Annotated in this window: 18 protein-coding genes; 12 read left to right on the top strand and 6 right to left on the bottom strand. The window is 59.8% G+C overall.

All coding sequences use genetic code 11. The annotated features are described in order from the left end of the window. Positions 1-881: 881 nt before the first annotated feature. The 3 genes from A3AU_RS0120995 (at position 882) to A3AU_RS0120985 (ending at position 2,419) form a co-directional block, all read left to right on the top strand. Entirely contained in the window at positions 882-1,115 is a 234-nt protein-coding gene (locus A3AU_RS0120995; RefSeq protein ID WP_027054621.1) for a single-stranded DNA-binding protein, read from the top strand. A 93-nt stretch (positions 1,116-1,208) separates the two neighbouring features. After that, positions 1,209-1,796 (top strand): thermonuclease family protein, encoded by a 588-nt coding sequence (locus tag A3AU_RS0120990; RefSeq protein WP_154674627.1) that lies wholly within the window; start codon positions 1,209-1,211, stop codon positions 1,794-1,796. After that, positions 1,763-2,419: a hypothetical protein gene (locus A3AU_RS0120985; RefSeq protein WP_245235537.1), complete on the top strand. Its 657-nt coding sequence runs from the start codon at positions 1,763-1,765 to the stop codon at positions 2,417-2,419. Before A3AU_RS0120990 ends, A3AU_RS0120985 begins: the two co-directional genes overlap by 34 nt. Positions 2,420-2,641: 222 nt before the next feature. Here the strand turns inward: A3AU_RS0120985 and A3AU_RS0120980 are convergent, their stop codons facing one another. Both A3AU_RS0120980 and A3AU_RS0120975 read right to left on the bottom strand, forming a co-directional pair. Beyond that, positions 2,642-2,917, bottom strand: coding sequence for a hypothetical protein (locus A3AU_RS0120980; RefSeq protein ID WP_154674626.1), 276 nt, complete (start codon positions 2,915-2,917; stop codon positions 2,642-2,644). After that, positions 2,914-3,984 carry an acyltransferase family protein gene (locus A3AU_RS0120975; RefSeq protein WP_032917796.1) on the bottom strand — a complete coding sequence of 357 codons (1,071 nt, stop codon included), beginning with the start codon at positions 3,982-3,984 and terminating at the stop codon, positions 2,914-2,916. Before A3AU_RS0120975 ends, A3AU_RS0120980 begins: the two co-directional genes overlap by 4 nt. 67 nt (positions 3,985-4,051) lie before the next feature. Between A3AU_RS0120975 and A3AU_RS0120970 the strand changes: the two genes are divergently transcribed. From A3AU_RS0120970 to A3AU_RS1000000137305, 3 genes are read left to right on the top strand one after another with little or no spacing between them, the layout of a single operon-like run. Then, entirely contained in the window at positions 4,052-4,642 is a 591-nt protein-coding gene (locus A3AU_RS0120970; protein WP_027054616.1) for a hypothetical protein, read from the top strand. 59 nt (positions 4,643-4,701) lie between these two features. Continuing rightward, the gene (locus A3AU_RS1000000140150) at positions 4,702-5,211 is read left to right on the top strand and encodes a hypothetical protein (RefSeq protein WP_027054615.1); all 510 of its coding nucleotides are present in this window, start codon (positions 4,702-4,704) and stop codon (positions 5,209-5,211) included. A 1-nt stretch (position 5,212) separates the two neighbouring features. Continuing rightward, a complete protein-coding gene (locus A3AU_RS1000000137305) occupies positions 5,213-5,911 on the top strand; it encodes a transglycosylase SLT domain-containing protein (protein ID WP_051355418.1) in 699 nt (232 codons plus the stop codon). Between the two features lie 43 nt (positions 5,912-5,954). Here the strand turns inward: A3AU_RS1000000137305 and A3AU_RS0120955 are convergent, their stop codons facing one another. Beyond that, positions 5,955-6,287, bottom strand: a complete 333-nt coding sequence (locus A3AU_RS0120955) for a hypothetical protein (RefSeq protein ID WP_027054614.1) — start codon at positions 6,285-6,287, stop codon at positions 5,955-5,957. 129 nt (positions 6,288-6,416) lie between these two features. Beyond that, positions 6,417-6,881, bottom strand: coding sequence for a helix-turn-helix domain-containing protein (locus tag A3AU_RS0120950; protein WP_027054613.1), 465 nt, complete (start codon positions 6,879-6,881; stop codon positions 6,417-6,419). A gap of 729 nt (positions 6,882-7,610) precedes the next feature. On the opposite strand from A3AU_RS0120950, the gene A3AU_RS0120940 reads away from it, so the two are divergent. From A3AU_RS0120940 to A3AU_RS1000000139010, 3 genes are all read left to right on the top strand, one after another. Beyond that, the gene (locus A3AU_RS0120940) at positions 7,611-7,955 is read left to right on the top strand and encodes a hypothetical protein (protein ID WP_027054611.1); all 345 of its coding nucleotides are present in this window, start codon (positions 7,611-7,613) and stop codon (positions 7,953-7,955) included. Between the two features lie 317 nt (positions 7,956-8,272). After that, the gene (locus A3AU_RS01000000135770; RefSeq protein WP_081709611.1) at positions 8,273-9,511 is read left to right on the top strand and encodes a DUF1173 family protein; all 1,239 of its coding nucleotides are present in this window, start codon (positions 8,273-8,275) and stop codon (positions 9,509-9,511) included. A 253-nt stretch (positions 9,512-9,764) separates the two neighbouring features. Then, complete coding sequence (locus A3AU_RS1000000139010) at positions 9,765-10,049, top strand: hypothetical protein (protein WP_154674625.1); 285 nt, start codon at positions 9,765-9,767, stop codon at positions 10,047-10,049. Here the strand turns inward: A3AU_RS1000000139010 and A3AU_RS1000000138130 are convergent. Next, positions 10,006-10,605: a thermonuclease family protein gene (locus A3AU_RS1000000138130; RefSeq protein WP_081709610.1), complete on the bottom strand. Its 600-nt coding sequence runs from the start codon at positions 10,603-10,605 to the stop codon at positions 10,006-10,008. The genes A3AU_RS1000000139010 and A3AU_RS1000000138130 overlap by 44 nt on opposite strands. Continuing rightward, on the bottom strand, positions 10,605-11,144 hold the full coding sequence (locus A3AU_RS0120920) for a hypothetical protein (protein WP_154674624.1): 540 nt from the start codon (positions 11,142-11,144) through the stop codon (positions 10,605-10,607). The genes A3AU_RS1000000138130 and A3AU_RS0120920 overlap by 1 nt, the downstream gene beginning before the upstream one ends. An 89-nt stretch (positions 11,145-11,233) precedes the next feature. Between A3AU_RS0120920 and A3AU_RS0120915 the strand changes: the two genes are divergently transcribed. From A3AU_RS0120915 to A3AU_RS0120905, 3 genes are read left to right on the top strand one after another with little or no spacing between them, the layout of a single operon-like run. Further along, a complete protein-coding gene (locus A3AU_RS0120915; protein WP_027054607.1) occupies positions 11,234-12,088 on the top strand; it encodes a lytic transglycosylase domain-containing protein in 855 nt (284 codons plus the stop codon). 12 nt (positions 12,089-12,100) lie between these two features. Next, positions 12,101-12,409, top strand: a complete 309-nt coding sequence (locus tag A3AU_RS0120910) for a TrbC/VirB2 family type IV secretion system protein (RefSeq protein WP_081709609.1) — start codon at positions 12,101-12,103, stop codon at positions 12,407-12,409. Positions 12,410-12,413: 4 nt separating this feature from the next. Beyond that, positions 12,414-12,722: a VirB3 family type IV secretion system protein gene (locus A3AU_RS0120905; protein WP_027054605.1), complete on the top strand. Its 309-nt coding sequence runs from the start codon at positions 12,414-12,416 to the stop codon at positions 12,720-12,722.

Here is a 12,722-nt window from a genome sequence, read left to right as displayed (position 1 = left end):
ACCCGGCGTGGAGGAAACGCCTTGGATAAGATTGTACTTTCGTCAGACGATGTGGCTCGGCAGACTAACTCCACACCCGCCAACCGCCGTGCATCACATCAGGGTTCCGCAACGGACGACCACGACATTTGCCGTCTCTGCTCGGAGCTGGAACAATTAGACGCTGATCGGAAAGCTCTTTTTGCTTTCTTCCCTCCGCCTGCGCCGGGCAACCCTGCGCAGAGCAGGCAGTTTTTCACAAAGCTGAACTCGATAACGGCTCGCTATTTGGCACTCGAACAGCGGCTTCGGAAGGCTCGCAGCGACACCAGGCAAGGCCGCCGACGAAGCCGCTGAGCTCGTCCAGTCGGATGCCGCTGCAACAGGCGATCAGGGATAGCTACAAGACCGATCAAGCTTTGCGTCTAGTTGCCGTCGGATCGCGCCTGTTCTCGGCAATCGAAAAGTGGCGTTCGCAGTTTCTGCGCAAATACGGCACGCCCTGCCCCGGTAGCCCTTGGGGTTCTCCTCTCCGTTGCGACCGCTGCCCGGTACGCCTGGCAGTTCCAGCTGTGCTCGAGTTCCGGGATTGCGCATTCCCCTATGAAACCGCTCGTCGCCTTTTCCAGCGTACCGGCCGCAACATTGCCGGCTATATCAATCGGCTTGTCGCCCAACTGACGCTGGCGCTGCGCCGGGCAGCACAGCGTGCGGTCGTGGCCCCAGCCCCGGCCAAAATCACAAAAATCAGACCGCGGCGCCCAGCTCGACACCGTGGATCCGACCCCGGCCCGTCAGCGCCGGACCCGCGCCCCCCACCGTCCGGATTTTGAGCCCGAGACACTTGCACAGCGATTTGTAAGATAGTTTATTGAACCAATGAATCTGGAGAGAAGTTAGTCATGGGAACCGGCGGCCAACTTTTGCTTCCTGGAAATTTCCGTCGGGAACCGCGCCAGGTCGGCAAGACAGTCAAGCTCAGTGTCGCCGCCAACCGGTCGTGGCTCGACGACGAGGGCCAAAGAAAATCAGTCAGGGATTGGATGACGATCACCTTCTTCGAGGGAAAGATGGCCGATTTCGTGCCGCGCCGGATTCACAAAGGCGACAAGGTGCTCGTCCAGGCGCGCGTGTAGCATGTATCAGAAAGGGCGACGTCATCCATTCCACCACGGACGTGATCGCCGAAGACATCGATCTGTTCGCTCCCGTCAACCGAGACCCGATCAGTGAAGACGGCGCGCAAAACCTTTGGCGCTGCGCTTGTGATCGGGGCGACATCTTGCGGCCTCGCTCTGACAATGCCGCCAGTCGCCCCGGCGCAGGTCGCCACGTTGGACACCGCCACGGCGCCCGGCGTCTATACCCCGGGCGACCACGCGGCGAGCAATCCTATGCGCGTCGTGGTCATCTCGCCCACGACGTTCCAGGATGTCGAAACGAAACAAAAGTACCGGCTCTACGGCGTTGACGCCTGCGAGCTGGGCCAGACCGCGAGACTTGGAAAGCAGACATGGCCATGTGGCGTTGTCGCCGTGGCATGGCTCGTGAACGCCACCTTGAATAAATGGGTTGTCTGCTCGCCGGTCCGGACAGAGGTAGCTGTCATCGTCGCGCGTTGCGCAACCGCCGAAATGGCCGACGTCGCAGCCGAAATGCTGAAAGCCGGAATAGCCATCACCCTCCCCGACGATCCTGATCGTCGCATCCCCATCTACGCCCAGCTCGAGCGTGAGGCTCGCAAATTCTATCGCGGTATTTGGGCCAGCGCCTTCCAGATGCCTTGGCTGTACCGGAAATCCTCGCCAAATCCATGACCCCGGAGCACGACATGCGTCCCTTTCGCCGTATCCTTCCCGTCGTCGCATCCGCGGCGTTGCTCGCCGGCTGCGCCGGGCGTTCGCTGGATGCTTCACACTCTGCCTTGGCCAGCCCCGTTGCGGTCACAGACCCCTATTGGAAGCCGGGTTGGGTCAGCCGCAGCCGGCAGGAATATGCCCCCGACTGGGGCCGCTTCCCGCCAACCGTGACCCGGCTCACCGGCTACCCAACAGAAGCCCAGGCGAATAACGCCTTGCGCCGCTCGCGTTGGAGCACCGTGCCTGTGCGCTCGCTCACGAAGGAAGGCATAAAGACGATCTCCGTCCTGGCAGAAGCCCCGGACATGGTTGCTGCAGGCGTCCGCGTCTTTGCCTGCCGGCCAGGAGCGCTCAACGGCTATTCCGGCCGCGTGCAATATTACAACGGCCCCGTCGTCGCCTGCGCTTGCGACCTCCTGTCGGACGACGGCCGCGTGCTGGCCCGAGTACCCCTCAATTTCTACTACTGGCGGAAGGCTTGGCGCGTCCAAGACCCAAGACCGTCCTACAAGTCCGTGCCGTGGGCTTATCAGGAACCCTCGCCCGCAAAGAGCAAGAATTGGTTCGGCGACCGCTATTAAGCGGCGCCGTTACACTCCAATGGTCGAGCCGAACATACGGGCGGAACGATCGCTGTTGCAAAACCAAAGCTTTCGCTGCGACGCTACGGATGTGTCGTCACGCAGCTTGCCGATTTACTACCGCGTCTCTCTCGCTGTCGGCCGATGACCGCTCGGCAATGCTCTCGCCGAGCCTATTTTGTCCCAGGCGGTCGCGGATAAATTCAAGCAGCTACACGCAATTCACCATTGCCGGTTCTGATCTTCTGGCTGGTGCTCGCTTCGCACGAACAGATCCAGCACTTGCGCTATGTCGACCCCTGAGGAGGAACCATTGCGTACAATGCCCCTCGATATCGCCGGCCGCATGGCTCCAACAATGCAGCATGCCCCGACGAGCGCGGCCACGGCATCGCCGTCGTTTTCCTTCAACAGTTGATCCGCCAGCGCTTTCACCCCTCGCGGAATCTGATCGACATCTACACCACCAAGCGACCATTGACGATTTTCTTCCGTCACGGCGACACCTCCCGTACTGTTCGATTTGACCATTGGCGACCGAGCTGGTGGAGCGGATCTCCCATGATCGCCGCCAGCACATGAGACATCCCGACCGCCGTCGCGATCGAGATCGTTGCGGTCGCCGGGGTACCCAGCAAATGGCCAAGCGACCAGTTGCACAGTGCCAGCACCGGCAGGTGGATCAGGTAGAGGGCATAGGAGATGCCTCCTAGTCGGCGCAGCATCCGCCCGGGCCAAGTCACGGAACCGCCCCGCAGGGTCGCCCTTGCCACGATCCATCCGCACATCAACGCCAGCATGGCAGTCGCCAGGCCATGCGTCGCCGGCGGCAAGATCGCCAACATGAAGGCCGCGACCGACATCCAGAACGCCGCTTCCATGTTGCCGATCACCCGCAGGTGTTCAGCCAGACGCGGCCATGCGCTTGTCCCCATGATTGCTCCGATCGCCAGCCCGACCGCGATTGCATCGATGCGAAACGTCCAAAGCGTCCCGCCCCATGGCCGGAGCGTGAACGCCCCGACCACGAGGACCAGCCCGGCCAGCGCGACAAGCGCGGGCCGCGGTATCAGGAACACCAGGAGCGGAGCCAGCAGATAGAATTGCACCTCGGCAGCGACTGACCAGAATGGCGCGAACGCAAAGGCGTTCCCGCATCCTGCGGCGCCCCCGAAACAGGGTGCCCAATGCACATTCGAGATGAACGCGAAGGCCGCCTTCGCATCTTCAGGCTCAATGCCGCTTCCCGGCATGATCAATCCGATCGAGAGGATGGTGCCAACGCACCAGGCCAGCGGCACGATCCGCATGGTACGCCTGACATAGAAGGCTGAGGCTGCTTCGAGCGCACCGCGCTCATGCCGCAGGCTTCGTAATGAGCGTTCCACCACCAGGCCGGAAAACACAAAGAACAGGTCGACCCCGACGCTCCATGCCGGCCCAAACAGCAGAGCGGCGGCCGTCCCGCCTTCTGCGAAGACCGGTCCAACATGCGACAACACCACCAGTCCGATCGCCAGACCTCGCAATTCATCCAACCCCGATAGGCGAGCTTCTTGTTCCATCCAAATATCACACTCGACAATCACCAATCTATTGATTTAATCATAGGGTACAAAAGCGAGGCAAGGAATGCACGAACGCCTGACATTTGTCGCAGTCGCGGCTGCCCTTACATTGGCGCCCCACGCTTCGGCTCAGTCGCTCAAGCATGATCCAAACGCCTGGCGCGCCGTGGCCTATGCCGATCTCGAGCTCCCGAACTCGGAGGCTGCGCCCTACGCCTCGCTATGGGCCGACCGGCTGAAGGAGAACAACGACGTCTACGCGGCCGAAGGTGATACGCGCTTTGCCGTCGCCAACGCGCCGGCTTCCGAGAGTCACATCGTGGTGCGCAGCCCGACGAAAACTGTCGTGCTCTCGGTCCTGCATACGCTTACCGGCTGCTCGCCGATCCGCACGGATCCCGTCGGCAAGGCCACGCTAAAACGATGCCCCATGCGCCTGGCGATCTATCAGAATGGCCGATCCACGGTCGCTGACGCCGGCTCCGGCTGTTTCATCGAATATGGCGCGCAACCGAACAACGTCCGCCCCGACCTCGCTCGGAATGGCGCGATGGGTGCATATGATGTTCAGGCCAAAAGCATTCGCGCCGGCATCGTATTCCAAGGTGAAATCGCCCCGGAATGCCAATACCGGGTCCCTGTCCCGCAACCCTAGAGGAAGCCGCGATGCCCGGTGTGTTTCCGGCAACCTCGATATTCGGAAGGAGTGCAATCATGATCGACATGGAGAACCTGACGTTATTCAGGACACCAGCCTGCCACCGGCCATCGCCAACGGATCAATGCTTCCCTGACGGCGCGCGATGCGCGGCCTTGACCGCGGCTCCTGCCGGCGGCCACGGCGGGATGATGTTCCGGAGATCTGCCATGGCCAGCCGGACAATCTTCGCGACTCTAGCCGTCTTGATCTCGCCGGCAATCGCGCAAGCACTTGATCCGCTCAAGGCTCCGCAGGGATCATATGTAGCGTCCACGCACACATGTGCCGATCTCGACCAAGGCGTCGGTGCTCTCGAACTTGCCGAGTTCGACGGCGACGCAATCACCGTCGGCGCAAGCACCTGCAAGATAGCAGGCACCCGTCATGCAGACGATGCGTTCCAAGCCTCATGTACAGAGCGTGGCAGCAGCTCCCCGGTCATCACGCCGATGAAGATTACGCGCCCATCCAGCGACGCGCTCTCCATCAATGGCGCCATCTATAATTTCTGCCCGGGGAAGTAAGATGCTGCGTCCCTTCCCAATACTCCTCTCCGCGCTCCTGGTCGTTGGACAAGCGCGTGTTGCGCAAGCGAATTCCTTCGATCAGGATGCAAGTTCTTGCGACCTCCATGACAAAACCACCTTGCGTTCTCTTTGTACGAACGGAGCGGGTCTGCCGAGCTATCCGTCCACGCAAGAGATGATGGAGCGCAACCCGAACATCGCCAATATGATTGTAGACGCCGCCACCAAGTATGGCGTTGATCCCAAGCTCGCTCTTGCCGTGTCCGCCCACGAAGGCGCGATGTCAGCATGTGCCGGCTCCTTCAGTGGCGTTCTTGGACCGATGCAGCTTACGGGGGCGACCGGCCGGGCCTACGGAATGGATCGGGGCATCTTGTCCGAAAACATTGAAGGCGGCGTAATGACGCTTCGCGATGCTGTCAACTCATGCGGCGGCACGTCAGATATTCGCTGTCTCGCCGATCGTTACAACGGCAGCACTGAAAGCCAGCGCCGTAACTGGACGAACGACGTAAACCGCCGCTACGCCGGCCTCAATTCGGCCGGCCAATCCATTCCTCAGGGATGCGGCGCGCAAGCGGTCTGCCAACTGGGACCAGGCGACTTTCCGACGCCTAACGGTGGTGACACAAAACTCGCTTCATCCGCTCCCGGTCCCGCCGGCAGCGACATCAACGTTGCCTCTGGTCAGGTGTGACCCCGTCTCCCTTATTTGAGGCCGCGCCGTCGGGGCGCAGCCTTCAATGGGAGAGATTTCGCGCCGAGAGCTTGCCAAATCCCCGTTTCAGATGACTCGCCAGCTCCTGGCGCACATCATCTGGCCATTGCTCCATCGCAACGCAGTTCACTTCGGCCGCAACCAGCGACCAGTACAACAGATCCGCGTGTCGGCCTTCGAACAGAGCCGCCACGATGAACTGTCCGATCACCAACGTGATCGTCTCGGGCTTGCCTTTCTTCCGCAGAAACTCCGAAACCTCTTCCACCCATGGTTTCGGGTGGCAATCGACGAACGCTGCCGCCTCCTTATAGAGCGCGTCGTCTCCTGCGACTTGCCAGATATTCGCTTGCATCGTGAACCCTTCAGCAAAAGGATGACATCGCATCGACGCTGCTGGATTCTCTGATACCTGTCAAAGAAATATAAAATAGATTTTTTGCCTATCGTAGCAAATAAATCTACGCTCATTGTTTAGCAGCTTCTACTTTACTCGTATGCTACTGGCCCTGCGTCCCTTTTTGGCCGGAGGTAGCCGCTTCTTCTCGGAGGTTGCCCCAGCGGGGTTGGCTGCCTCTTTCAAAGGAAGCACACCACTGAACTCAGTCATGGAGCGCTTCACAGCACGCGTGGCCTCAATATGCCGCGCAATCTCGTTGAAGTTAAAGCCGAACGTCTCGATGTCCCGCTTCACACTGTCGTCGTCACCAGGCCGACCGATCAGCGTCCACACCGGCACCTTCAGATGCCGTGCCAGCCGCTCAAGAGTAACTAACGTCGGGTTCCCCTTCCCCGCCCGCAACTGGTAGAGCGTGCCACGTGAGAGCCCAGTGGCGTCGGCAAAACTCGCATAGTCGGGGTACTCGTTCTCGATTTGGCGAAGACGCAGTGCGAGCAGGATCGAAAGCCAGCCATCGCTGTCTTCTGTCTTGTTTTTAAATATCGGCACAGCTGCACTCCCGCTTATCGGGCGGAATATGACCGCTATTTTCTGTAAAATGTCTAGTGGTTAGGTTGGCAGCCGAACCGATGACACATTGCCCCATTAAAGTGTCGCGGCATCCTCCCCCATACCTCCCTCAAAGTGAGGCGTATAGCTTTTGGCCACCGCAAATTCATTCGAGGGCACGATAGCATTTCGATCTGCACGCCCTGTGGGAAATGAATAATTAAATGATCCGGTTTGGATGGCCTGGTCATCCGACTTATGAGATTGTCGTGTAATGCCTGATCCGGAGGGACAACCTTGTTCTCTCTTCCCCCGCGACGGGCTGGCCCTGCAATCGTTGCCCCATCCCATTTCGAGTGACCTGGTGCAGAGCGACCAGAAGCGAAACCTCGACGCCGCTGCTTCAAGAGCGTGGATGATTTCCCGGCTATGTGACGGTATTAGGCGGGCTGCGCAGACATGATTCGCATCTGCCAATTACTCTAACGGGCCGTAATGCTTAGCCCCTGCGAAGTCGGCGAGGATCCAATCTCTATCCGGTTCGAGCTGGAAAAGGCGTTGGGGAATACGCCGCACTCTGAAGCCGGGGTCCCCAAAAGCGACACCATGCCCCCAGCCGTCGATAAACGCTTGATCCATGAGCGGCCCATCCTATCTCTATTGATCATTATAATGACGCTCGATCCGTGATATTATAATGATCGACATCCAAATACGAGGCTCTCTGTCATGTTGATCAGGTTCGCGTTCGCAATTTTCGCCGGCGGCGTGCTCGCTTTCTTCGCCCTGCCCGATCAGGAAGCCGGCATTCGCATGCTCAGCTTTTCCACTGCTTTCTTGATCCTGTCCCTCGCCGCCGTCTGTGTCATCGCGTTTCTGACGCGCAAACTCGGACGTTATTATCGTCTTCGCTCGTCGTTACAGCCGTCGCGCTGTGATGACGATCTTCCCTTGCATGACGCTGCAAAGTTCGAGCGGTCCTCCTGGTCGACATCCGGCGTCAACCCCAAGGATCCGAACCTCATCTGGCAGTACCGCCTCAACGATCGGCGCCTTGGCCGCTTCAAACTCTAACAGTCCCCAACCGCGCCGGGAACCGCTCAATCACGCGCACAGACCGTCCGCCTGGTTCAACAGGTCTGCGACCTGCCTGATAGGTAACGCAAATGATTGCACGCTTTTGCATGTTAGGCCCGCGTAGTCCATGAGCGTCGCTTTGTTCGGAGGGAAAGCGATGGCGGTGGAATGGACGATCGCCCTGACGCCGCGACGGCCCAGGCTTAACCACGTCAATCCATGGGATGCATCGTTGAAGCCAAAGGGGGTTGAATGAGATATCGATTCAATGATTTAATCATAGGGTGCACGATCTAAGGTCGGATGGCATCCTTATGAGTGACTTTGCTATTCTGGGTCGCACGGTTGGCCCACAGCATCCGGAAATTCAGACGCTCTTGCGTCAGGCGCGCGACAAGCAGGCCCGTGTCTTGTGTTTGTGTCGACATCCCGGAGTGCCGATGTACATTGCCGCTGTCGGCGAGGAATTGATCGTCAAGCGCATGCCGAACACCGGCAAGGACCATGCGGTAGACTGTGATCGCTATGAACTGCCTCTTGCACTCTCGGGAAAGGCGGAGGTCCTGGGTCAAGCGATCATTGAGGATCCTGCATCGGAGGCCGCGCGGCTGAAGCTGGCCTTCGCACTGACACAGGGCAAGGCGCGGCAGGGGCCATCCGGCGAGGGGACTTCGCACCACACCGTAAAAGCCGATCCGAAAAAGCTCACGCTGCGAGGCTTGCTTGATTATCTCTGGGAAGAGGCGGAACTGACGTTAATGGCGCCCGGCTTTGTGGGAAAAAGAAATTGGGGGTTGGTTCGGACCTTTCTCTGGGGCGCGGCCGATGCAAAGTCGAGCCAGAAGTTCCAGTTGCGCGAACTGCTGTTTATGCCGGCAATGTACTCGCCTGAGCACAAGGATCGCCTGGCAGCGGATCGGGAGCGGGCTTTCGCCGCGGCAGCTATGGCGAAGCACAGGAAGATCGTGATCGGCATTGTGAAATCGCTGGATCCCGCCCGGTTTGGCGGCAAGCTGTCGATCAAGCATATGCCCGACGCGCCGCTCTTTCTGGATGAGAAAATGTTCAAGACTGTGCCGAAGCGCTTTGCAACTGAATTCGACCTCTGGCGACTGCACGAAAATTCGCACCTGATCACCATCGCAACGGTCATGCAGATGCCGTCCGGCCTTCTGTCGATCGACGAAATCGGCTTTATGAACGTGACGGAAAATTGGATTCCGTTTCAACACAACGACGAAAAGGAATTGATCGAGGTCCTGACCGGGGAGCATCGGCGATTTGTGAAAACGTTGCGCTACAACGTGCTGCCGGCAGCGCCGATGGCGTTCGGTCTTCTGACCGACGTTGACCAACAGGGAACCGCGCTTTTTGTCGTACCGCACGATGCCAAGGAGGCGGTACGGGCGGAATTCGACCATCTGATTTCAAGCTGCGAGCTCGAGACCTGGCGCTGGGACGCAAGCGGCCCCCGGCCGGCGCTACCGGGCAAACAGCAGCGGCTTTCGGCTCCGCCTGGCAGGCAGGCTTTGGAATATCGACGCAACAACTGAAAAGCGGAAGTGATGCGAGGCAGCCGCGGTAATTGGACCAGCCAGGAAATAGAAATGGTGAACAAGCGAAAGGCCAGATGACGGCAATGATTGGATGCGGTTGGCGAGAGTCCGTGAGAGCGACGAAGCGCAGGCGCCGGCTGGCGCACTGACGGGGCAAGCTGAGCCTGGGGCTTGCGCCTGGCGCCGGTGTTTGCGCTAGAAGCGACCGTTGATCGGCGCCGTGACCCGGGAGTGTGAAAAGGAGAAAGCGATGCTGAAGAAATTCGACATGGATCCGGGAACGGGCATTGTCATCGCAACAATCCTGATTTTGGTGCTGTCCGGCGCCCGCCTTCTGAACCAGTGGGACAGTCTATCGTTTTGGCGAGAGCCGGGGCTAATCGCGGCTATTTTTCTTGGCTCGATTTCGGCGATTGCGCTGGCCGTCGCGTTCGTGATCCGGCGATGGTCTCTGCAGGATGGCCCGTATGACCCAACCCGCCGGGGACCGGTTATCGATTTGCAGGCGGATCAGAAGACTGACCTGCCTGGTTAAATGCGTTTCGGATATCGCGGAGGATGATGGCATTCGGATCGGGCACGTCGGCGAACTGCCACAGGCCAAGGTGCTGCTTTTTAGCGACCTCCTGCGCGACGATATAGGGAGCATGAACCGGAGCGCCGTTCGGAGTGACGGCAGCGAACGCCCAGCCGGTCGAGATCAGCGCTGTGCCGAGATCGATGCGAGAACCGGCCGCGGATCCTGAAGTAGGCTGTGCGACGCAAACGACGAAGCGCGTTTTGGTCGCGGCCTGCCAGGCGGCCGTGTAGCACTGAGGTTTGAGATCCCGAATGAGAGAGACGAGCATGGCAAGGCTTGCCTCGCCGCAATCGACACGCCCCCCTGCCCCATTTGTAAAATAAGTGCCTCGCAAGCAGGCTTGAACACCGTAGAGACGGTGGGTCTCGCCGGCATAGGTCCAGGTGTCCCCGGTGCTGAAAGATGCTGTGGCGGGGATCGTAAACCAGGGATTGGGTTTCTCCTCGGCCAGTGCCGGAACACAGGCGAGGACGGCCGCGAGAAGGCCAACGGCTGAGAAGCCAGGCTTCATTATTGATACCTGCTCAGATCGAACCAGAAGCGCTGTTTGCCGTCGGTCGTCGTGAGATCGAGATAGTTTGGCTCCGTCCGCTGCTCGCGCCGCGTCACGGAGGATATGGGATGCGTGCCGGAGCCCGACCCTCTCGGGTAAGTGTCCCAAGAGGCATTCGTCGCATTCCGCAGAGCACAGAAAGCGCCGTTGCTGTCGGGCTTGTAGACAGTTTGTGAGCGAGAGCTGTTGTCGCTCCCGCTCGATTCCGTCTCGGGCGAGACGGCGATCGTGCCGTCCGGGCAGGGTTTGAATTTCTCATATCCGATACGACCGGAACTGCCGGCCTCGGGGCACTGAGGCCAGGGCTCCCCATGCGCGACCATACGGAAAGCGCGCTCGACCGGAGGCACACATTCCCCGACGCTCGCCCAACCCTGCGGGTTGAGGATGCACAGCAAGACCTTGCAGCCGAAGTCATCGGCACGGGCCGGGGCCGCCGACAGAGCCGCCAAGGTCGGCAAAAACGCCACAAGGGGAAGAACTCCGATCATTTTCATTGTCTCTGCCTCAATTTCGCGATTGCAGTTCATCGAATCATTGTATTAATTCGATATCGCAAAATCGGCAACGGCGCAGGATTATCTTGGTGATTCGATTCCGCAAAGCGGTACTGGCAGCGTGTGCGATCCTGGTGATGTGCCAAGGGACGTTTGCGCAGGAAGCCTCGCAAGGATTCCAGGACCGCGTTACGGCACCTGCCACGCGCATCGTTAATGCTGCCGTCGACGTGAATGGCCGGGTGATGCCGGCCTATCAGGTTGAGCGCCAAGACGTGCAGCGGATCGGCGCGCCAGGAGGCGTTGACGGCGCGGCCGCTCCGGTGACATCGACCAAGGCTGACAACCCCTGCCCCGGCGTCGCTGCCCTGTCGAAGGAAGAAGGACAGCGGATCGTCGAAACGATCGCGCGCCAGCAAGGCTTTGCCCCGCCGCTCATTGTCGCGGTTGCACGGGCCGAAAGTCGTTTCAATACGGGCGCGCTATCGCCCAAAGGGGCCTATGGCCTGATGCAGCTTCTGCCATCCACGGCAGCAAGCTACGGTGTCAATATCTGCGATCCCGCGGATAATGTGAAAGGTGGGATCGGCTTTCTACGGGATCTGCATCGCAAATTTCCGAACCCGATATACATGCTCGCCGCGTACAATGCCGGCGAGGTCGCGGTTCTCAAATATAAGGGCGTGCCGCCCTACTCCGAGACGGTCGGTTACGTCGCCAACGTCATCAATGATTTCTACCAATGGCCATCGGCCGGGTCCGAAGCAGTGATGCCCGCCGGCGCCGCGAGCCCCGATCTGGCCGGCGTTCAACAGGCTGCGGCCGGCGCAGCGGATCAACGAAATGACCTATCCCGCAGCAACTCCCGCAATGGCAGCACGACGACGTCTCGAGAAGCGACGGCGCCGGTCTGGCAGGGCGGGATGGTGCAAAACTTTGACTGAGGAGAAGCTTTGATGACCTTGTTGAAGACGATTGCTGCACGCAGCACTGGTGTGGCGATGCCGCTCATGGTGCTGGCGACGCAGGCCATGGCCGGGGGCGGAAATCTCCAGCCGGTGCAAAGCACGCTGCAGACGTTGGTGCAGACCCTGACCGGGCCGATCGCGACGGCTTTGGCGGTTCTGTTCTGCATTTTCATGGGCTTCATGGCCTGGGCGGCACGCCTGTCATGGTTTGTGGCCGGAAGCTGGGTCTTGGGTATCGTGCTGGTCTTCGGCTCGGCTCAGATCGTCGAATTCTTTCAATCCGCGGTCGGCAGGTGATGGCATGGCAGACGGCCGGATCGATCCTGGCGAGCCCAAATTGTTGATCACTCCTCTCGTCAAGGGCTTGACCCGAGCGCCGACGGTGCTCGGCATCCCCTACGAGCTAGCGGGGTTCATCGGCGTGTTGACCGCTGTCGTGTTCCTCGCAACCCATAATCTGGTCATGCTCTCTATCTGCGTGCCGCTCTATGCGGTTGCCAGGATCGCGATCATGCGCGATCCCATGTTCATCGAGATCATGTTCATCCGTTCACGAAAGATGCCGCCCCGGAGCGCCAGCTTCTGGGGCGCGCGCAGCTATCGGGTCTGA

The organism is Mesorhizobium erdmanii USDA 3471, assembly GCF_000472705.1.
GTDB classification, from domain to species: Bacteria; Pseudomonadota; Alphaproteobacteria; order Rhizobiales; family Rhizobiaceae; genus Mesorhizobium; species Mesorhizobium erdmanii.
This window is presented reverse-complemented; position numbering and strand designations above follow the sequence as displayed.